Raw genomic sequence first — 19,488 nt, forward strand, 5'->3', positions numbered from 1 at the left:
GGGGGTTCCCGCATTGCGAAACCCTCACCAGCCTGGCAATCAGCAGCCCGCTTGCAGCCCCCGAATGATGAGATCGACGGAAAATGCGAACGAGTCGTCCCTCTCAATGGTCTGTGATTGTGGCAATGTTTCGCTTGCATTCGTAGCCGCTACCAGCTGGGATTCAGTTTGCTGGACGAGGGCACTGCCAAGGATCAGGTGTAGGAGAGCATCGGCGGTTGCGCGGAGCTGAGGTGTCGACGCCCCTTCGATTTCCATAGCCAATGATGTGATGAAAAAGCGCTGGAGTTGGGAGTGTATCGGAGACTCCGGATTGCCTACCGCTGTGACCGTCACCTCAGCACCATCTCGAATGCTGAGCAGGCAGTTACGGAGCATTCTGGCTGCTTCACTCGTGGATGTGGCTGGTGAGGAGGAGGTTGTGAGGGGCGCAACGATGTGCTCTGCCAGGCGAGCCACAAGGTCCTGTTTGCTTGCCACATGCCAATACAGCGCTGACGGTGCGACGTCGAGCTCCTTGGCGATCCTGCGCATTGACACATCGGCTAAGCCATATGACCTGAGTAAATCCATCGCAGTGATCGTGATCTGATCCACGGACAGGTGCATGTGTGCCAATGTTACCTGTCTCATGGTGGAGAGGGGGTGGACGTTTACAACGAGTTCACAGAGAGTGTTCAGATACTTTGTACCGGAGCGTAATTGGGCCAGCAGAAACGAGTGGTTAAAATTGGCATCAACGATTTTTAACGTAACAGGCCGGGTACAACCGTTGTGCTGGTCGCTGTAAGGAGAGATACGTCGTGAGGATTTCCACCACTGGTTCCAAGGTTGCTGCAGCTGCCGTTGTTGCATTGGCAATGTCATTGACTGCGTGTGGCTCTGATGACGAGACCGCGGGCGGCGGACTGTCCACCGCTGCCAGCGCTCCGAATTCGGCGGCTTCTGAGAAAGATAAGGCCGAGAATTCGGCGAAGGAAGAGCCGAAGAAGGACGAAAAGGGCGAGAAGAAGTCCGACGACAAAAAGCAGACGGAGGCACAAGGGGAGCCCGGTGCGATCCCAACGATTGCGAATCCGTTTGAGGACGGAGAGTTCGCTGTTCCAACCTTCGAGCCAATCGAGGGCGGTAAAGAAGGCACCGAAGAGCAGCGCAAGGAAATGGAGGAAGTGGTTCGCAAGGTGACGAACCCGGAGTCCTTCGAAAAGTGGACGCGCGTCATCTTGGATAACTCCTGTAAGAAGATCACCGAACCCGCACTGGAAGAGATGGAGCGCCAAGGCGTTTCCCTCGAGGTGATTGAGCAGGCTGCCCGTATGCAGGAAGAGGCCGGTCAGGCGATTGAGATCCCGAAGACCGAAATTTCCCTGAGCGACGTCCGCGTTGATGGCAACCATGCTTCGGCGACAGTGAAGTCGAATAACTCCGAGGGTGAAAAGACCCAGACCCAGCTCTTCACGCACGAAGACGGTCGCTGGAAGCTGTGCAACTAGCACAGCAGCTCGACTCCAAGCCGCGCGCCACGATCCACGCTGGCGCCGGCCTGCTTTTCGTTGGGCTTGTCAGCGGTGTAATCGGTGGGGCAGCGTGGGCGTGGTTGCGTCCCCCGATAGTGACCGTTGTGTCGGATGGATCGTTCATGATCGATGAAACGGAAACGATCCAGAATGCGCAGTTTGCTGGACTCGGCTGGCTAGCGGTGGTGTTGTTGGTAGTCGGGTTGGTTGTCGGTGCTGCGGGTCGAGCGCGTCGAGGCGGGGGCCAGCTCGCATGGTTTGTCTGGCAGCTCATCGTTGCCGCGCTCGCCGGATACGTTGTATTGGCGGTTGGCGGAATGGTCTCGGGCTGGCTCACAGCTTTGCCTGAGCATGCAGACGGCTTCCAGGACGGTCAACGCTTAAGCGTGTTTCCGATAGTTGCCCCGGGAGTGGCGTTGTGCCTTGCGCCATTCGTCACAGGACTCGTCGCGTGGTCGAGGATGGTGATCCGCGCAGTCGACACCCCCGAAATAGTGTGAACTACCTTATTCCCTTGGTGAAAGCTCTGGGGTGACGCCTTTTTTGGCCTGAACAGCTTTTTCGCGCCTGTCGGAGAATACAATGGCTGCGGTACGTATTGTGCTCATTTGTTGAATCTGGGAGACACGAAAATGCTGAGAGTTACCGACCTCCGGGGGACAACCCCAACGACCGCCGAACTTCGCAGGGCACTGCCACGTGGTGGCGTTGATGTCCATGCCGTGCTTCCCGCAGTTACGCCGATCGTTGAAGAGGTTCGCGTAGGCGGTGCCGAAAAGGCACTCGAATACGGAGAGAAGTTCGACGGGATCCGTCCAGCATCCGTGCGGGTGCCGTCGGAGGTGATCAAAGAGGCCGTCGACAAGCTTGATCCTGCGCTGCGCTCCGCGCTTGAAGTCGCGATCGAGCGGATTCGCAAGGTACACGCTGAACAGAAGCCGCAGCCACACACTACGACGCTTGCGAATGGCGCAACTGTCACCGAGACATTTATTCCTGTTTCGCGCGTGGGACTTTATGTTCCAGGTGGAAAAGCGGTGTACCCCTCGAGCGTGCTTATGAACGTGATTCCTGCGCAGGAGGCGGGGACGGACAGCATGGTGGTCTGCACTCCTCCTCAGGAGGAGTTCGGTGGATGGCCGCACCCAACGACGCTCGCCGCGTGCGCGCTGCTCGGCGTCGACGAAGTGTGGGCAGTCGGTGGAGCCCAGGCGATTGCATTGCTGGCGTACGGCGATGATGCCCACGGGCTGGAACCAGTTGATATGGTGACCGGACCGGGGAACATCTACGTTGCTGCCGCGAAGCGCGTAGTCAACGGCACGGTGGGCATTGACGCGGAGGCCGGCCCAAGCGAGATCGCGGTTATCGCCGATGCCAGCGCGAATGCGGAATACGTGGCGCTCGATCTGATTTCGCAGGCAGAGCACGACGAGCAAGCAGCTAGTGTGCTTATCACCGACTCAGAGGCCCTGGCGCAGGAAGTCGGCCAACTCGTTGAGCAGCGCTCGAAGGAAACGCTCAACGCTGAGCGTGCCTCTACTGCGCTGGGCGGTAAGCAATCCGGCATCATCCTGGTCGACGATATTGAGAAGGCTGTCGCAGTCGCAGACGTTTACGCAGCAGAGCACCTGGAGGTGCACACGCGCGATGCTCGCGCGGTTGCGGAGCGAGTTCGAAACGCGGGCGCAATTTTCGTCGGGCCATACTCACCGGTCCCACTCGGTGACTATGCGGCTGGCTCGAACCACGTCTTGCCGACATCCGGGACGGCGCGCTTCAACCCCGGCCTGTCCACCCTGACGTTCCTGAAGCCTGTCAATCTCATCGAGTACGACAAGGCAGCGTTGGTGGAAATTGCTGAGGACATCATGGTGCTGGCTGCGGAAGAGCAGCTTCCTGCACACGGTGAATCCATTAAGGCACGAGGAAACGGAGCTAAGTAAGTATGTCTACTGATCCTTCGACGATCGCGAAGGGCGTCACGCTCGAATCGCTACCACTTCGCGACGAGCTGCAAGGAAAGAACCCATACGGCGCCCCACAGTTGAAAGTGCCTGTCGCGCTGAACACCAACGAGAATCCGTACCCGCCCTCTGAGGCGTTGATTCAGGACCTGGTTGCCGAGGTTGAAGCAGCGGCACGGTCGCTCAACCGCTACCCAGAGCGCGACGCCGTGTTGCTTCGGGAAGACTTGGCTGCATACGTGTCGAAGCAGACGGGCGTCCAGGTCAGCAAAGACAATATTTGGGCCGCAAACGGTTCGAACGAGATTTTGCAGCAGCTGTTGCAAGCTTTCGGTGGCCCCGGACGCAGTGCCTTGGGGTTCGTGCCTAGCTACTCGATGCACCCAATCCTTGCGGCGGGCACGCAAACCGAGTTTATCCCGATTGATCGCAACGAATCTTTCGATATCGATGTGCAGGAGGCTGTGCAGGCCGTCGAAAAGCACGCGCCGGACGTCATCTTTATCACTACGCCGAACAATCCAACTGGCGGTGAGACTGCACTCGAAGACATCGAAAAGATTGTTCAGGCTGCACCTGGCATCGTGATTATTGACGAGGCGTACGCTGAGTTTTCGGATTCCCCGTCCGCAACGACGCTGCTGGCAACGTATCCAGAGAAGCTCGTTGTGTCGCGCACGATGTCGAAGGCGTTCGATTTCGCAGGCGCGCGCCTAGGGTACTTCGTTGCAGCACCGGCGTTTATCGACGCCGTCATGCTGGTTCGCTTGCCGTACCACCTCTCGGTGCTCTCCCAGGTCGCTGCACGCGTGGCGCTGAAGCACGCCGGGGACACGCTCGCGACGGTTGACAAGTTGGCGCAGGAGCGCGTGCGCGTGCAAGCAGCGCTGGAAGAGATGGGCTACAAGGTTGTGCCGAGCTCGTCGAATTTCATCTTCTTCGGCCCGTTTGGCGACGCCACTTCGACCCATGCAGCGTGGCAGCAGTTCCTCGACTGTGGCGTACTCATTCGTGACGTTGGCGTCGCAGGTCACCTGCGAGTGACGGTTGGACTTGATAGCGAAAACGATGCCTTCCTAGAGGCAGCAAGAAAGGTACTTCATGGCGAATAGGGTAGGGACCGCACACAGGAAGACGTCTGAATCCGACATCACTGTGTCCATCGATCTCGACGGCACAGGCGTGACTGACATTGACACCGGATTGCCGTTTTTCGATCACATGCTCACCGCATTCGGGGCGCACGGTGCTTTCGATCTCACGGTGAAGGCGAAAGGCGACACGGAGATCGATGCCCACCACACGGTGGAAGACACCGCCATCACGCTCGGGTGGGCCCTGCTGGATGCGATCGGGGACAAGCGTGGCATCCGCCGCTTTGGCTCGATGCTGTTGCCGATGGACGAAACGCTCGTTGAGGCAGTTGTAGACCTGTCTGGGCGTCCGTACTTTGTGATGAACGGTGAGCCGGAGCATATGGATTGGCAGGTCATCGGCGGGCACTACGCCACGGTGATAAATCGCCATTTCTTTGAGACGCTTGCGTATAACTCCCGAATGACCTTGCACGTGAATGTGCGCTATGGTCGCGATCCGCACCACATTACGGAAGCCGAATTCAAGGCTGTGGCCCGCAGTTTGCGAGCTGCAGTGGATGCAGACCCAAAGATTACGGGTGTGCCGTCGACAAAGGGTGCGTTATAGGTGGGAGGCATTCCAGCAAGTATGGGAGTGCTTGGCCTCTTCGTGTTGGCGGGTGTGCTCGCAGGCGGAGTGTGGTCAACGTACCAGCGTGGATTGAGGGTGCCGACTGCAGTGTTAGCCTTGGCTACTGCGCTGGCGCTCGCATTCGCGATCATGGCAATGATGGAGGTTATGTAGTTTGAAGTTCTTCCCACCAACACCGCTTACTGTTGAGGAAATCAACTCGGTCTCGAGCGTTTGGAAGGCACGCGGCATGAAGCCCGTTCTGCTCGCGGTGATGGCAGCGTTCGCCGCATGGGCGGTGCTGCTGCCGGTGATTCCTACGGCGGTGCTCGATGCAGGAGGAACCGAAACGCTGGCCGGGCTTACCACCGGTGTGTTCATGCTCGCTACAGTGCTTACACAGATGGCGACACCTGCGCTGCTGCGCAAGTTCGGGTTTGGCCTGATTATGGGGCTGTCTTCTTTGCTCTTGGGTGTTCCGGCGTTCGCCTACGCGTTGGGAATGGAAGCCGGAACAGTGCTGACTGTGAGCGCGATCCGCGGTGTTGGGTTTGGCGCGCTGACGGTAGCGGAGGCAGCCGTCGTCGCTGAGTTGGTACCGCGTCGCTTGCTGGGGCGGGCGACCGGCACGCTGGGCATCATGGTGGGCTTGTCTCAGATGGTCGGCTTGCCGACGGGCCTCGCCCTGGTCAACGTCATTGGGTATAACGCGGTGTATTACATTGCAGCGGGCGTAGGCCTCATTTCGTTGGTGGCATGCATGTTCATCCCAGCTGTGCCACAAGCGGACCGCGATGAGTTGAGCGTGGCGCACGTGCACGTACCGATGTGGCGGCTTGTGTTTGTTCCGGGCATGGCCTTGATGTTCGTCACCTCAGCGTATGGTGCAATTACTAATTTCCTTCCCGCGGCGATGCGCGATCTCGATCCGGCCAAGGGAGCGGCGCTTGGCGGTGTGATGCTGGGCGTGATGAACTTCGCTTCTATGTTGTCGCGGTACGCAGCGGGTCAGGTCATGGACCGCAAGGGATACCCAGGCAGCATTCTCATTCCGTGCCAGTTCATCGCTGCAGGTGGTGTCTTTCTCATCGCGCTCATTCTGCTTCTTGATCTGCCGGTGTGGTGGATGGCGTTGGCAGCGTTGATCTACGGTGTTGGATTCGGCGCGGTACAGAACGAGGCGCTCACCTTGATGTTCTATCGCTTGCCCCGTTCGAAGAGCTCTGAGGCCTCTGCGATTTGGAATATCGCATTCGACGGAGGAACAGGTCTGGGGTCGACGATGTACGGCATGTTGCTGACAATGATGATGTTTACTCCGATGTTTGGTCTTGCGGCGGCCGTGATCCTTATTGGCGTAGTTATTACGTTGCTGGATAGGCAGCTGGGCAAGCACCGCGTCGTCGAAGTTAATAACTTGTCCGTGCGACTGAAAAATGTTCAGCCCCCGCGCCTTTATCGGCGGAACGGGCGCTAGAATTAATCTTCATGACTGCTAACGACATGCCACAACCCCATGTTGCGCTGCTCGACTACGGGGCAGGAAATATCCGATCCGCTCAGCGTGCGCTAGAACAAGTTGGTGCGCGCGTCAGCGTTACTGCCGATCCGGCGATCGCGGTGGAGGCTGACGGCCTGTTAGTGCCGGGGGTTGGCGCGTTTGATGCATGCATGCGTGGGTTGCAGGCGATGCAAGGGGGGCGCATCATCGGACAGCGCCTTGCAGGTGGTCGTCCTGTGCTGGGTATCTGCGTTGGTATGCAAATCCTTTTTGAGCATGGAGTCGAGCATGGCATTGATACTGCTGGATTAGCAGAGTGGCCGGGGACCGTTGAAAAGCTCCAGGCTCCTGTGCTTCCACACATGGGGTGGAACACCGTCGACATAGTTGGCGGCTCGCGCATGTTCGATGGCATTAATGTAGACGAGCGCTTCTACTTCGTGCATTCGTACGGCGTTCGCGAATGGACGCTGAAAGCGGATGAGTTCATTGCGCCGCCACTTGTGCACTGGTCGGAGCACGGTGGAGATAAGTTTGTGGCTGCCGTCGAAAATGGTCCGCTCTGGGCGACGCAGTTCCACCCTGAGAAGTCTGGTGACGCAGGACTTCATCTCCTGGAAAACTGGGTGAAGACTCTGTAGCGAGCGCCGAACCTGGCTGAGTTAGATTGGATAAGATGAGCACCATGACTTTTACCTTGTTGCCTGCTGTTGATGTTGTTGAAGGTCAGGCCGTGCGGCTGGACCAGGGGGAAGCCGGGACGGAGAAGAGCTACGGGGATCCCCTGGAGGCTGCTCGCCGTTGGGAAGAGCAGGGGGCGCAGTGGCTGCACTTCGTGGATTTGGACGCTGCGTTTGGGCGTGGCTCGAACCATGAGTTGATGGCGGATATCACTGCGAAGCTGGGTATCGCTGTCGAGCTCACGGGTGGTATTCGTGACGACGCCACGTTGGAGCGAGCCCTTGCCACCGGAGCGAAGCGCGTCAATATTGGTACCGCGGCGCTACAGGATCCGGAGTGGACCTGTAAGGCAATTGAGCGCTACGGCGACAAGATCGCGATTGATATCGCGGTGCGTGAAACTGATGGTGAGTGGCGCACGAAGGGGAACGGCTGGACGTCCGACGGCGGTGATCTGTGGGAGGTTCTGGAGCGGTTCGATGCCGCTGGTTGCAGCCGTTTCGTGGTGACCGACGTGAGCAAGGACGGCACGCTAGCGGGGCCGAATGTTGCACTGTTGCGGGAGGTCGCCGCAGCGACGGACGCTCAGATTACTGCCTCGGGCGGAATCGCGACTCTCGACGACGTTGTAGAAGTGGCCCGGTATACCGATGAAGGGATCGACTCCGTCATTATCGGCAAGGCTCTCTACGAGAAGCGCTTCACGCTGAGTGAGGCGCTGGAGGCCGTCGCAAAGGTATCGAAGGGCGAGTAAACAGCGTGCGGGATCTGCAGGCATACCGAGCTATTGCGTTAGAGGCGGTCGATGAAGCCGCCGAGCTGTTTCGAACACATATCGGTGCAGCTCCAGCGCTCTTTAAGGGCGAAGGTGACTTTGCCACGGAAGCGGATCTCGCCATTGAAACGTTGCTGAGGAAACGCTTGACGGAAGCGACCGGTATCCCCGTGTTCGGGGAGGAACACGGCGGGGACCTCAACGCTGAGGCGTGCTGGGTGCTCGATCCTGTCGACGGCACCTCGAACTACTCGTGTGGCAACCCGATGTGCGCGATCTTGGTAGCGCTCCTTATCGACGGCCAACCGGTCGTCGCGGTGACCGACATGCCTTTGCTGGGGCACCGCATGCATGCGATCTCGGGTGAGCCCGTTGTGCTTGACGGCGACCCATTGCCTGCGCTCCCACAGGGCGTTGATCCTTCGACGACGGCCGCTCAGGTAGGCGTTGCAACCGTTGGTTCGGATGATCGCGCTGCGTTTCCAGCGGAAGGCCGCTTGGCCTTCGTCGGTGAATTGGCTGCCACCTCACTGCGACCACGCATGACTGGCTCAGTGGGCGTGGACTTGGCGTTTGTGGCGTCGGGTGTGTTCCAGGCCAGCGTGAGTTTCTCCCCGCACGTGTGGGATAACGCGGCCGGTGTCTTGTTCGGTCGCTGCGCGGGCGCGACGGTGACTGACGTGTACGGGCAGCCATGGGAGATGTCGTCGATGGGGGCTGTCATTGGTACGAATGCTGCCCATGCGACTGCGCTCGCGACGGTCCAACGGTGCTTTGAAAGCCCTGATAGGCAGAGTGCTTCGCGGTAGTATGTAGTTTCCGGAACGTATTTGCGGGCTGGAGTAGCGTGGCACAAAACATGTATGGAGGGTAATTACCTTGTCTGTTGCAATCCGTGTGATTCCTTGCCTCGACGTGGACGACGGGCGGGTGGTAAAAGGCGTAAATTTTGAAAACCTGCGGGACGCTGGTGATCCCGTAGAACTTGCTCAGCGGTATGGACTGGAAGGCGCTGATGAGCTTACGTTTTTGGACCTAACTGCGTCGCGTGAGGGCCGTGGAACGATGCTTGAGGTCGTCCGTAAGACCGCAGAGCAGGTATTTATCCCGCTGACCGTTGGCGGAGGCGTTCGAAGCGTCGAAGACGTCTCTGAGTTGCTGCGTGCTGGCGCGGACAAAGTCAGTGTGAATACAGCGGCGATTCACCGGCCAGAGCTACTGCGTGAGCTCAGCGAGAAGTTTGGAGCGCAGTGCATTGTCTTGTCTGTCGACGCGCGTCGCGTGCCGAATGGTGGGCTTCCGCAGCCGTCTGGGTTTGAAGTGACCACGCACGGTGGTACGCGTTCAGCTGGTCTCGACGCGGTGGAGTGGGCTCGCACTGGACAAGACCTGGGTGTGGGGGAAATCTTGCTGAACTCGATGGACGGAGATGGGACCAAGGAAGGGTTCGATCTCGAGCTGTTGGAGAAGGTTCGAGCAGCGGTAAGCATCCCGGTGATTGCTTCCGGTGGCGCTGGCAAGGCTGCAGACTTCCCGCCAGCAGTAAAAGCGGGCGCAGACGCCGTACTTGCGGCGTCGATCTTCCACTTCGGCGAAGTGAGCATCGCGGAAGTAAAGGATGCGCTTCGGAATGAGGGCTTTGAGGTTCGCTGATGACTGAACTACGACCAGAAGATGCCGTATTGGATCCTGCAATTGCTGCTCGGCTGAAGAAGAACGACCGCGGCCTGGTTCCCGCCGTGGTGCAGGCTGCTGACACCGGTGAGGTCCTCATGATGGCTTGGATGGATGAGCGAGCGCTGGCGTACACGCTGGAAACGCGACGAGGGACGTACTTCTCTCGCTCCCGTAACGAATACTGGGTAAAAGGGCTCACCAGTGGCGCTGTGCAAGAGGTCCGCGAGGTGCGCCTCGACTGCGACGGCGACACCTTGCTGGTGAAGGTGATCCAGACGGATGGTGCCTGTCATACGGGGGACCGTACGTGCTTCGATGCAGATCTGCTGTTGGAGGATATCTAGGTGAATACGGCGAACCGCGTCGGCGCACTGCTGGTGGGCGTCGGTGGCGCGCTGGCGTGGGTGGGGTCCAGGATGGACTGGTTTACTGTCGAAGTTTTCGACGACCGCGCTGGAGCCAGTACCACTACCGTCGATGGTTCAATGTGGTCTACGGAGATCGCGGCAGTGGCGCTCATTCTGATCGTTGCAATGATTGCGATATTCGCGCTGCGGCGAGTTGGGCGTCGAATAGTAGGTGTGGTGGCCGCACTAGGCGCCGTGGGCGCCGGCGTATCGGGCTTGCGAACCTTATTAGCCGAGCCTGACTTGGAGCGTTTGCACACACTGCTGAGTGCCGGAAGCGGGGAGCAGGGAGGAGCAGCCAGTGACGGGGCGATTGCCGCGTGGGCGGAGATCACACAGGTGCAGCAGCATAGCGCTGGCATTTACCTGGTCATCTTGGGGGCGCTCCTGGGGCTTATTGGAGCGCTCACGGTTGTAATGCGGCCCGGTGTAGATTCCGCGAAGCTCAACAAGTATGAGACAGAGGCTGTGCGCCGTGAAAAGCTAGGTGAAGATCTCGAAGCTCGACCGGACTCTGGGCGCGTGATGTGGGACGCCTTGGACTCCGGAATTGACCCTACGGATGATGAGGCACGCCGATAAATATTCGGTATACCCCCGTGAAATTTCATGAACTAAATACGCGCGGGCTACGCTGGCAACTGCAACAATAGGCTTTCACCTCGGAGTCACGCGGGAGGCGAGTATGTGTGCCACGGATGTACACAGCGATCTCTTCGCTGCAGTGCAGCGGCAGGTCGCACGCCGTGAGTCCTTGGTGTCGTTTCAAGAGGTGAAGGATCGCTCGCGGGCGGCTGCATCTGCGCGCGACGCATACGCGGCCGTTGACTCAGACGGATGCGCAATTATTGCCCAGGTACAGTACAACCAGCACGGCGTCCGGACTACGCAGCAACGGATTCACCGAGCGGCACTTGCCGCAGTGGAGCTTGAGATGCAGGGGGCGCAGCTGCTCGCGTGTTCGGGTGCGCTGTTTGGCCGTGAGGTCGCGAACATTGAGATGGACGCAGCGAGGGCAGCAGTGCATATACCGGTGGTGAGCTTGGATACGATTGTTGATCCGTACCAAGTGCACGAGGCTCGCTGCTATGGAGCCGATGCGCTTGTGCTTCGTGCAGATATTCTTGAGCAGCCGCGACTGGAGGCGTTGCTAGATAGAGCGGAGACGCTTGGCATGTCGGCCTTCGTACAAGTCGGAGACGCTGAGGAGGCGGCACGTGCGCTTCGGGCGGGCGCATCCGTGCTGGCTGTTGTGCCACCGAAACGTCCATCGGGGGAGACTGATCACTTCGCACTGGGTGAGCTTGTTGCAGGCCTTCCGAGCAAGATCCGCGTGGTGATGATGGCGGATGTGTTGACTCCGCGTGATCTGTTTAACGTCGCTGCCGCAGGAGCAGACGCCATTTTGGCGAATGCCGAAGCGGCTATTCCTTCACTTGCTACCGCCGGGCGACACCCCGCGTGCGCTTCCCGCCGATAATCAGGCACACTAGGGGGCGTGCAAACTACGATTCTGGCAAACATTCCCTCGCCACCACAGGGTGTGTGGCACATTGGCTGGCTCCCGGTGAGGGCGTACGCGCTGTGCATCATCACCGGCATTCTGCTTGCAATGTGGGTGGGCACGCGACGCTATCGTGCGCGTGGTGGTGATCCCGACGTGATTTGGGACGCGGCAATTGTCGCTATCCCCATGGGCATCATTGGCGGTCGGCTCTACCACGTGCTGACGGATCATGATAAATACTTCGGCCCCGGCAAAGATCCACTGCAGGCGCTGAACATTACTGCGGGTGGTTTGGGCATCTGGGGCGCAGTCGCACTGGGCGCGGCGAGCGTGTGGTTGCTGCTGCGGTGGAAGAAGATTGCTGTTGGGCCTGTTGCCGATGCGCTGGCGCCAGGCATCGTGTTGGCCCAGGCCGTGGGACGCCTTGGGAACTGGTTCAATCAGGAACTCTATGGTGCTGAAACGACGGTACCGTGGGCGTTGGATATCTACTACCGCGTTGACGAGCAAGGGGCGTTCGCTCCGCTGACAGGGCGTTCTACCGGTGAGGTCATCGCGAGCGTTCACCCGACGTTCCTCTACGAGTTGGTGTGGAATCTGCTTGTGTTTGCTTTCCTGCTTTGGGCAGATAAGCACTTCAGGCTCGGACACGGCAGGGTATTTTGGCTATACGTTGCTGGCTACACGATGGGCCGATTTGCAATCGAGTTGATGCGTACTGACGTCGCAACACTAATTTTGGGGTTGCGTGTGAACACGTGGGTTTCAGGCCTGCTTTTTGTTGTTTCACTTGGGATTTTCTTCCTATTGCCACGTGGGAGAGAAGCCGAGAAAGAACTCGTTCACAACGATAATGATGATACGAATCGTGATTCGGGGTAGGGTGGTATCCGAAGTGGAAGATAGGCCACACGATACGGCAGTGGAGAATTCACACACTATCTGGCCTTGAAACCACCGGTAATTGTTGAATCGCTACTAGGTTGGATCTCGTGGATAGAAGAACAAAGATCGTATGTACGCTTGGCCCTGCTGTGGCCAGCAAAGAAGCAATCCTCGGACTTGTGCGCGACGGCATGGATGTCGCCCGCCTCAACTTCTCCCACGGCGACTATCCGGACCACGAGCAGAACTACCGCTGGGTCCGCGAAGCCACCGATGAAACGGGACACGCAGTTGGCATCCTCGCCGACCTTCAGGGTCCGAAAATCCGTCTTGGGCGCTTTGAAGAAGGCGCCACCGTCTGGGAGACGGGCGAAACGGTCCGCATCACAGTCGATGACGTGCCAGGCACGCACGATCGAGTCTCGACGACTTACAAGAACCTCGCCAAGGACGCGAAGCCGGGCGACCGCCTGCTCGTCGACGACGGCAAGGTCGGTCTGGTCTGTGTCGAAGTCGACGGCAACGACGTTGTCTGCCGCGTGACCGAAGGTGGCCCTGTTTCCAACAACAAGGGTGTTTCCCTGCCGGGGATGGACATCTCCGTCCCGGCGTTGTCCGAGAAGGACAAGGCGGACCTGCGGTTCGCACTCAAGATGGGTGTCGACGTCGTCGCGCTGTCCTTCGTGCGTTCTCCGGCAGATGTTGACCTGGTTCATGAGATCATGGACGAAGTTGGCCGTCGTGTCCCAGTCATCGCGAAGCTGGAGAAGCCAGAAGCAGTCGACGCCCTGGAGTCAATCATCCTGGCATTCGACGCCGTGATGGTTGCCCGTGGCGACCTCGGCGTTGAGATTCCGCTTGAGCTTGTTCCAGGTGTGCAGAAGCGCGTCATCCAGATCGCTCGTGAAAACGCGAAGCCGGTCATCGTCGCTACGCAGATGCTGGATTCGATGATTGATAACTCGCGTCCGACGCGTGCAGAGGCTTCCGACGTTGCGAACGCCGTGCTCGATGGTGCAGACGCCGTCATGCTCTCCGGTGAGACTTCCGTTGGCGTTGACCCGCACAACGTGGTCCGCACGATGAGCCGCATTGTCCGCTCCGCTGAGGCTATGGACAAGGTGCCGCCTCTGAACCACATCCCGCGTACCCGCCGTGGTGTGATCTCCTACTCGGCGAACGATGTGGCAAACCGTCTGCACGCACGCGCAATCGTGGCGTTCACCGCGACTGGCGACACCGCTCGACGCGTCGCGCGCCTGCGCCCAGACCTGCCGCTGCTCGTGTTTACTCCGAAGCAGGAGGTTCGCTCGCAGCTCGCACTGACCTGGGGCGTGGAGACCTTCCTGTGCCCGCCGGTGCACAGCACGGATGACATGATCGCCACCGTTGACAAGTACCTGCTGGCGATGGATGAGTACCAGGAGAATGACACCATGGTGATGGTTGCAGGTACCCCTCCAGGAGTTGCAGGCTCGACCAACACGGTCCACGTCCACCAGCTGGGCGAGGAGGCTTACTGGTCGAAGAAGAAGGAAGAGGAACAAGACTAAGTTCCAAATCGGAGAACACCCCGGGCAGCTGCTCCGGGGTGTTTTTCATCTCGGCTTGTAGCTCGCTACATACAAGGGGACATGCAAAAGGCCTGCCGCGAAGCAACAGCGGCAGGCCTTTTGTAGTAGGAGCTACAGGCTAGTTAATCGGCGTCGGCTCGATCTTCCAGACCTCGTTCGCGTAATCGCGGATCGTGCGGTCAGAGGAGAAGCGACCGGATTCGCAGATGTTGATCCAGCACTTGCGTGCCCATGCATCTGGGTCCTCGTAGTACTCCTTGGCCATGCGGTCGCGGGTTGCGCGGTAGTCCGCGAAGTCACCCAGCACGTAGTAGACGTCAGCTTCGTCGAAGCCGAAGCCCTCGAGCAGGGAAGCACGGATGTTGTGGAACGCGCCGGTGCCGCAGTCGTCCAGGGTGCCGTCGACCAGTGCGTTGAGCACACGGTGCAGGCCTGGGGTCTGCTCGGCGGTAGCCTTCGGGTCATAGGAGCGCTGCAGCTCAGGCAGATCCTCCTCGAGAGCGCCGAAGATGTAGGCGTTCTCTTCACCGACAGCGTCAACGATTTCCACGTTTGCGCCGTCCATCGTGCCCAAGGTCAGCGCACCGTTCATCATGAACTTCATGTTCGAGGTGCCCGACGCCTCCTTGCCGGCCGTCGAGATCTGCTCGGAAACATCCGTTGCCGGGATGATGTGCTCAGCAGGGGAGACGTTGTAGTTCTCCACGAAGACCACATGCAGGTACTTCGAAACGACTGGGTCGTTGTTCACCAGCTCGCCGATGGCGTTGATGAGCTTGATGATCCCCTTTGCCATCGTGTAACCAGGTGCAGCCTTCGCGCCGAAGATAAAGGTGCGCTTCGGTACGTCGGTCTCGCCGTCTTCCTTGATACGGAAGTACAAGTCGATGATGTACAGCGCGTTCATCAGCTGACGCTTGTACTCGTGCAGACGCTTGATCTGCGTATCGTAGACGGAGTCCGGGTCGATGACAGAACCCTGACGCTGCTCGATCCAACGAGCGAAGTCTTGCTTGTTAGCAGCCTTGATCTCCCGCAGTTCCTTGAGCACTGCAGGATCATCAGCGTACTTGCGCAGCTCCTTCAGCTTGGACAGGTCCGTGGTCCACTCATCAGAACCAGACAGGCGGTCGAGCAGGGATGCGAGACGCGGGTTGCACATACGCAGCCAGCGACGTGGGGTGACACCGTTGGTCTTGTTGTTGAAGCGCTCTGGATACATGGAGTACCAGTAGTTGAGTGTGTCGCGCTTCAGGATCTCGGTGTGCAGCGCAGCCACGCCGTTCACGGAGTACGAAGCGTAGCAGGCGATCCACGCCATGTGCACCTTGCCGTCGTGGACTGGGGAGTAGTGGTGTGCGTCCTCCGGGCCAATGCCACGGGACTCCATGTCGAGGCGGTAGCGGCGGTCAATCTCCAGGACAATTTCCCAGATACGCCAGAACAGCTGCTTGAAGATGGACTCGTCCCAAGTCTCCAGAGCCTCCTGGAGCACGGTGTGGTTCGTGTACGCGAAGGTCTGGGTGGTGACGTTCCACGCCTCATCCCAGCCCAGACCGTGCTCATCCATGAGCAGGCGCATGAGTTCCGGAACCGCCAGCACCGGGTGGGTGTCGTTGAGCTGCACTGAGTTGTACTCGTGGAACTTGCTCAGATCCTCGCCGTGGTGCTCGATGTAGTTGTCGATCATCTCCTGCAGCGAAGCAGAGACGAAGAAGTACTGCTGGCGGACGCGGAGCACCTTGCCAGCGTACGTGGTGTCGTTCGGGTAGAGCACGCGGGAGATGTCGTGGACAGCCTCGCGCTCCAGGATGGCGTCGGAGAAACGCTGCGAGTTGAACGCATCGTAGTCGAACTCGTGGATTGGGGATGCGTCCCACAGACGAAGGGTACCAACGTTATCGGTGCCGTAGCCGGTAATCGGCATGTCGAACGGTACTGCTCGAACCGTCATGTCGTCGAACTTCACGATGCGCTGCTGGGAGGTGCGCTCAACAACAAACGGGTAGAACGATTCCTTCCAGGAATCTGGGTGCTCCTTCTGGAAGCCATCGACGAACTCCTGGCGGAACAGGCCGTAGCGGTAGAGCAGACCGTAGCCGGTGACCGGGTAGTCCTGCGTCACTGCGGAGTCCAGGAAGCACGCCGCGAGGCGGCCAAGGCCACCGTTGCCCAGCGCGGCGTCGTGCTCTGCCTCGAGGACATCGGTCAGGTTGTGGCCGAGCTCTGCTGCTGCAGCCTCAGCCTCTTCCACCATGCCCAGGTTCGTGAGGTTGTTCAGCAGTGCACGGCCTTGCAGGAACTCTGCGGAGAAGTACGCCTGCTGACGAGTAGCCGAGTAGGCCTTTTGGGTTGCATCCCACTTGTCGGCAATCTGCTCCACAACGGCGGCCGAGAGGCCAGTCCAAAACTTGTTATTGGTGGATGCCTGCGGGCTGCGTCCAGAGAAACCACGAACATGGCCGGCGACAGTGTCCTGCAGTGCCGGTACCGATGTTCCTACAGTGTTCTTCATAAAAACCTCAGATCTCTTGATGTGTCGAATTGGAATGCGTCGTGCTCAGCCGGAACGGCGTTGCGCTATGGCTGAGCAAGATACGTCAGAACTGCCGTGAGTCCGGCATTGGTAGCTGCTTTCACCGTGGGTGCGTAGTCCGGCAAGAAGGTCGGCATGTGGTTGACTGGAATGTCTTCCGCGACTCTATTTGCCGCGACGGCTTCATCCCACTGTGCCTTTGGGGTGCACCCGATAAGCCAGTAGAAGTACGGCACGTCAAACGCCAGGGGGATGACTGGGAAGTCCTCAGACACTGTCTTTCGGTCGGCTTCAGCAGACTCATGCTTGAAAACCTCGTCGAAAGACTGGCGGACCTTTGCGTACACCTCGGCGTCATTGCTCATAAGTTCTCCGTGAGCGAAGTACTCGAACGTAGGCGCTTCGGTGGCACCCGATGCTTGCACCTCTGCGCGAACAACCCGCTCGATGGAGGCGTACATCTGCTCTTTTGTCTTGTTTTGATAAAAGCGACAGTTGAGTACGACTTCCGCGGAGTCGGGGATAATGTTGTTCGTCGTTCCAGCGTGCAAACTGGCAACGGTGACGACTGCGAAGTCAGAAGGATCGACTTCCCGGCCCACGAGACCTTGCAGGCGGGCAATGATCATCGCTGCCGTAAACGTTGGGTCTATGGCGTTGTGTGGCATAGAGCCGTGCGCACTTCGCCCCGGGATCGTAATCCTGATGGAGTCACATGCCGCGAACTGGGGACCCGCTTTTGACATCACGGTTCCCGCAGGTCCGGGCATTACATGCTGGCCAAAGCAGACGTCAGGACGCGGGATGCGTTCCAGAAGTCCGTCATTGACCATCGCTTCTGCCCCTACCCCCAGCTCTTCTCCTGGCTGAAACAGCGCAATGAACGTCCCACGCCAGGCGTGGCGGGTGTCGTCCATAAAACTGCACATACTGAGAAGTGCCGTGGTGTGCATGTCATGGCCACAAGCATGCATAGTGCCGACGCTCGTGCCGTCCTCAAGACGCACCTTTTTCTTTGAAGCGTATGGAACTTCGGTAGATTCCGTAACTGGGAGCCCATCGAAGTCGGCACGGAACAGTACAGTTGGCCCGTCACCGTTGCGGAAGACCGCACAGATTCCGTAGCCCCCAATCGGTGCAATTACTTCGCAGTCGAACTGGGTAAGTTCGGCGAGGAGCCGTTGGTGCGTCTCCTCTTCTTGCATCGATAGCTCGGGCGTGGTGTGCATGAATTCGTAGAATGCACGCTGCCACGATTCGTCAACGACGTAACTGTTGAGGATATCGTTGATGTTGATCATGTACGTCCCTCTGTGCGTCACTCCGCACGTGCTTGCTTAACTACCATCACATTAAGTAATACCAGTCTTTTGGGAGGAAGGTATAAACAACTTTGGTCTAAAGGACTGGGTTGTAGAGGAGAGAGTTGCGTGACGGGGCACATTCTGTGGCAATACGCAGCGACTTTGTCACATTCCCGGCATCGCGGAGTCGGTAGAGTTTGTCCACCATTTTGTCACGAACATCAAACGGGGAAAGCGTATTGACGTAAATTTTAGTGCCGCCTTCGAACCCCGCGAGTGTAGAAATACGCCACTTAATGTTCACCCTCCATGGCATCGGAAGGTCCAGATCCACAGGCCGGTAGTGCCACTCCTCGTTGCACGCGACCTCAGGTCCCATCGCTGCGTGGATCGCGTGCACGAGGTCCGACAGACCGCGCACTTCCTGCTCCGACTGCTCCCAAGGTGCGCAGGTTGCGGACTTGGAATAGATGGCGACAGTGGGGTAGCGGTGCCCGATGCCTGCGATGGCGATTGCGAAGTCGTTCTCCGCGATCACCAGGTTGTGGTAGAACGCGTAGTTCACTCCCCATTCGTTGTACATGTTGATGTTCTGGCGCAGCTTTGCAATCTCCATCTCGGCCTGCACGCCACGCGCGTCGACGGTGACGAGCTGCTTGTGCAGGTGGTCGAAGGAGGCGCCAGCAGGCGCAAGCCAGTTTTGGAAGACTACGACGTACGGGGAGTAGGGATTCTTTACGACGAGGTCGTGGAGGGAATCAACTGTGAACTTGAAGAAAGCCCCGTGCTCGTCTTCGGTGAGTGTTCCGGAGCTTGCTAGCTGTGTGTCGTCGGTGGCGCCGTCGACGAAGTGGCGTCGAGCAATAATGACGTCGTGACCGCCGCCGAAATACGCGGGCGCGATCTCCAAGAGTGACGCCTCGTCGCGGTCGGGATTCTCTCCGGAGGCCTTGAGGCGGGTGCGAACGATGTCGAGGACGTGGGCCTTGCCGGCGGGGTCCGCGAGGTAGCGGTCCATGTGTTCCTGCTGGGACTGGGGCATGCTGTAGCCGTAGTTCTTTGCCCAGTAGTCGTAGGAGACTATCTCGAAGAGGTTCGGTACGCGGCGGAACTCGGCGGTGGTGGCGTCGAGCTCTTCGGGCATCGCGTTGCGGACGATCTCCCAACCATCCCGGGTGCGAACCATGCGTGACTTCTCTGGTGGGGTGCGAAGCTGGTGGGCGTCACAGAAGTTGCAGTGCTCGTGAAAGTCGGAAGCGCTGAGCGGGTGCGGGGTTCCTGAGGGGTGGGAAAGGGGCCGGTTTCCTCTGCCTGGGACCGTCCAAACCTCGGTGCCGGAAAATGGGTTGACTTGCTTGATCGTGCCGTCAGCCATGGTCGTCAGGGCGTCACGATACGAGTGCACTGGAAAAGTCATACCTGCTACGTTACTCCCCGGTGTATTAGCCTG

At 58.9% G+C, this 19,488-nt stretch carries 20 protein-coding genes; 16 read left to right on the plus strand and 4 right to left on the minus strand.

What is annotated here, in order from left to right:
* Nucleotides 1–39: 39 nt before the first annotated feature.
* Nucleotides 40–609 carry a TetR/AcrR family transcriptional regulator gene (locus JMN37_RS00370; RefSeq protein ID WP_252930771.1) on the minus strand — a complete coding sequence of 190 codons (570 nt, stop codon included), beginning with the start codon at nt 607–609 and terminating at the stop codon, nt 40–42.
* A 194-nt stretch (nt 610–803) separates the two neighbouring features.
* On the opposite strand from JMN37_RS00370, the gene JMN37_RS00375 reads away from it, so the two are divergent.
* The 16 genes from JMN37_RS00375 (at nt 804) to pyk (ending at nt 14,177) form a co-directional block, all read left to right on the plus strand.
* Nucleotides 804–1,493 (plus strand): hypothetical protein, encoded by a 690-nt coding sequence (locus JMN37_RS00375; RefSeq protein WP_070362246.1) that lies wholly within the window; start codon nt 804–806, stop codon nt 1,491–1,493.
* The gene (locus JMN37_RS00380) at nt 1,484–2,017 is read left to right on the plus strand and encodes a hypothetical protein (protein WP_252930772.1); all 534 of its coding nucleotides are present in this window, start codon (nt 1,484–1,486) and stop codon (nt 2,015–2,017) included. The genes JMN37_RS00375 and JMN37_RS00380 overlap by 10 nt, the downstream gene beginning before the upstream one ends.
* A 132-nt stretch (nt 2,018–2,149) precedes the next feature.
* Nucleotides 2,150–3,463, plus strand: coding sequence for a histidinol dehydrogenase (gene hisD / locus JMN37_RS00385; RefSeq protein ID WP_252930773.1), 1,314 nt, complete (start codon nt 2,150–2,152; stop codon nt 3,461–3,463).
* A 2-nt stretch (nt 3,464–3,465) separates the two neighbouring features.
* Entirely contained in the window at nt 3,466–4,596 is a 1,131-nt protein-coding gene (locus tag JMN37_RS00390; protein WP_252930774.1) for a histidinol-phosphate transaminase, read from the plus strand.
* A complete protein-coding gene (gene hisB, locus JMN37_RS00395; RefSeq protein ID WP_070478835.1) occupies nt 4,586–5,188 on the plus strand; it encodes an imidazoleglycerol-phosphate dehydratase HisB in 603 nt (200 codons plus the stop codon). Before JMN37_RS00390 ends, hisB begins: the two co-directional genes overlap by 11 nt.
* Nucleotides 5,189–5,365, plus strand: a complete 177-nt coding sequence (locus JMN37_RS00400) for a CG2302 family histidine operon protein (protein WP_168156151.1) — start codon at nt 5,189–5,191, stop codon at nt 5,363–5,365. It begins immediately after the preceding gene.
* A 76-nt stretch (nt 5,366–5,441) separates the two neighbouring features.
* A complete protein-coding gene (locus tag JMN37_RS00405; protein WP_083290931.1) occupies nt 5,442–6,668 on the plus strand; it encodes an MFS transporter in 1,227 nt (408 codons plus the stop codon).
* A gap of 11 nt (nt 6,669–6,679) precedes the next feature.
* Nucleotides 6,680–7,333: an imidazole glycerol phosphate synthase subunit HisH gene (gene hisH, locus JMN37_RS00410; protein WP_083290915.1), complete on the plus strand. Its 654-nt coding sequence runs from the start codon at nt 6,680–6,682 to the stop codon at nt 7,331–7,333.
* A gap of 44 nt (nt 7,334–7,377) precedes the next feature.
* Nucleotides 7,378–8,127, plus strand: coding sequence for a bifunctional 1-(5-phosphoribosyl)-5-((5-phosphoribosylamino)methylideneamino)imidazole-4-carboxamide isomerase/phosphoribosylanthranilate isomerase PriA (priA, locus tag JMN37_RS00415; RefSeq protein WP_071572488.1), 750 nt, complete (start codon nt 7,378–7,380; stop codon nt 8,125–8,127).
* A 5-nt stretch (nt 8,128–8,132) separates the two neighbouring features.
* Nucleotides 8,133–8,957, plus strand: coding sequence for an inositol monophosphatase family protein (locus JMN37_RS00420; protein WP_071572489.1), 825 nt, complete (start codon nt 8,133–8,135; stop codon nt 8,955–8,957).
* A gap of 70 nt (nt 8,958–9,027) precedes the next feature.
* Entirely contained in the window at nt 9,028–9,801 is a 774-nt protein-coding gene (hisF, locus tag JMN37_RS00425; protein WP_252930775.1) for an imidazole glycerol phosphate synthase subunit HisF, read from the plus strand.
* Nucleotides 9,801–10,169, plus strand: coding sequence for a phosphoribosyl-AMP cyclohydrolase (hisI, locus tag JMN37_RS00430; RefSeq protein WP_070362254.1), 369 nt, complete (start codon nt 9,801–9,803; stop codon nt 10,167–10,169). Before hisF ends, hisI begins: the two co-directional genes overlap by 1 nt.
* On the plus strand, nt 10,170–10,814 hold the full coding sequence (locus JMN37_RS00435) for a TIGR02234 family membrane protein (protein ID WP_070362255.1): 645 nt from the start codon (nt 10,170–10,172) through the stop codon (nt 10,812–10,814).
* A 103-nt stretch (nt 10,815–10,917) separates the two neighbouring features.
* On the plus strand, nt 10,918–11,712 hold the full coding sequence (locus tag JMN37_RS00440) for a hypothetical protein (protein ID WP_070362256.1): 795 nt from the start codon (nt 10,918–10,920) through the stop codon (nt 11,710–11,712).
* Between the two features lie 18 nt (nt 11,713–11,730).
* Entirely contained in the window at nt 11,731–12,621 is an 891-nt protein-coding gene (gene lgt / locus JMN37_RS00445) for a prolipoprotein diacylglyceryl transferase (RefSeq protein ID WP_071572491.1), read from the plus strand.
* 110 nt (nt 12,622–12,731) lie between these two features.
* Nucleotides 12,732–14,177: a pyruvate kinase gene (gene pyk / locus JMN37_RS00450; protein WP_070478976.1), complete on the plus strand. Its 1,446-nt coding sequence runs from the start codon at nt 12,732–12,734 to the stop codon at nt 14,175–14,177.
* Between the two features lie 139 nt (nt 14,178–14,316).
* On the opposite strand, the gene JMN37_RS00455 is transcribed toward pyk, so the two are convergent.
* The 3 genes from JMN37_RS00455 to JMN37_RS00465 form a co-directional block, all read right to left on the minus strand.
* Complete coding sequence (locus tag JMN37_RS00455) at nt 14,317–16,713, minus strand: glycogen/starch/alpha-glucan phosphorylase (protein ID WP_252930776.1); 2,397 nt, start codon at nt 16,711–16,713, stop codon at nt 14,317–14,319.
* 65 nt (nt 16,714–16,778) lie between these two features.
* The gene (locus JMN37_RS00460; RefSeq protein ID WP_252930777.1) at nt 16,779–18,035 is read right to left on the minus strand and encodes an amidohydrolase; all 1,257 of its coding nucleotides are present in this window, start codon (nt 18,033–18,035) and stop codon (nt 16,779–16,781) included.
* A gap of 97 nt (nt 18,036–18,132) precedes the next feature.
* Complete coding sequence (locus JMN37_RS00465; RefSeq protein ID WP_252930778.1) at nt 18,133–19,455, minus strand: DUF4921 family protein; 1,323 nt, start codon at nt 19,453–19,455, stop codon at nt 18,133–18,135.
* Between the last annotated feature and the right edge of the window lie 33 nt (nt 19,456–19,488).

Origin of the sequence: Corynebacterium lipophilum, from assembly GCF_024102595.1 — a bacterium.
GTDB classification, from domain to species: domain Bacteria; phylum Actinomycetota; class Actinomycetes; order Mycobacteriales; family Mycobacteriaceae; genus Corynebacterium; species Corynebacterium pseudogenitalium.

Bases quoted from the DNA above. Each gene is read 5' to 3' on its own strand.
- JMN37_RS00370 (WP_252930771.1), bottom strand. From the start codon at position 609: ATGCACCTGTCCGTGGATCAGATCACGATCACTGCGATGGATTTACTC.
- hisD (WP_252930773.1), top strand. From the start codon at position 2,150: ATGCTGAGAGTTACCGACCTCCGGGGGACAACCCCAACGACCGCCGAA.
- JMN37_RS00390 (WP_252930774.1), top strand. From the start codon at position 3,466: ATGTCTACTGATCCTTCGACGATCGCGAAGGGCGTCACGCTCGAATCG.
- hisB (WP_070478835.1), top strand. From the start codon at position 4,586: ATGGCGAATAGGGTAGGGACCGCACACAGGAAGACGTCTGAATCCGAC.
- JMN37_RS00405 (WP_083290931.1), top strand. From the start codon at position 5,442: ATGAAGCCCGTTCTGCTCGCGGTGATGGCAGCGTTCGCCGCATGGGCG.
- hisH (WP_083290915.1), top strand. From the start codon at position 6,680: ATGACTGCTAACGACATGCCACAACCCCATGTTGCGCTGCTCGACTAC.
- priA (WP_071572488.1), top strand. From the start codon at position 7,378: ATGACTTTTACCTTGTTGCCTGCTGTTGATGTTGTTGAAGGTCAGGCC.
- hisI (WP_070362254.1), top strand. From the start codon at position 9,801: ATGACTGAACTACGACCAGAAGATGCCGTATTGGATCCTGCAATTGCT.
- JMN37_RS00440 (WP_070362256.1), top strand. From the start codon at position 10,918: ATGTGTGCCACGGATGTACACAGCGATCTCTTCGCTGCAGTGCAGCGG.
- JMN37_RS00455 (WP_252930776.1), bottom strand. From the start codon at position 16,713: ATGAAGAACACTGTAGGAACATCGGTACCGGCACTGCAGGACACTGTC.
- JMN37_RS00460 (WP_252930777.1), bottom strand. From the start codon at position 18,035: ATGATCAACATCAACGATATCCTCAACAGTTACGTCGTTGACGAATCG.
- JMN37_RS00465 (WP_252930778.1), bottom strand. From the start codon at position 19,455: ATGACTTTTCCAGTGCACTCGTATCGTGACGCCCTGACGACCATGGCT.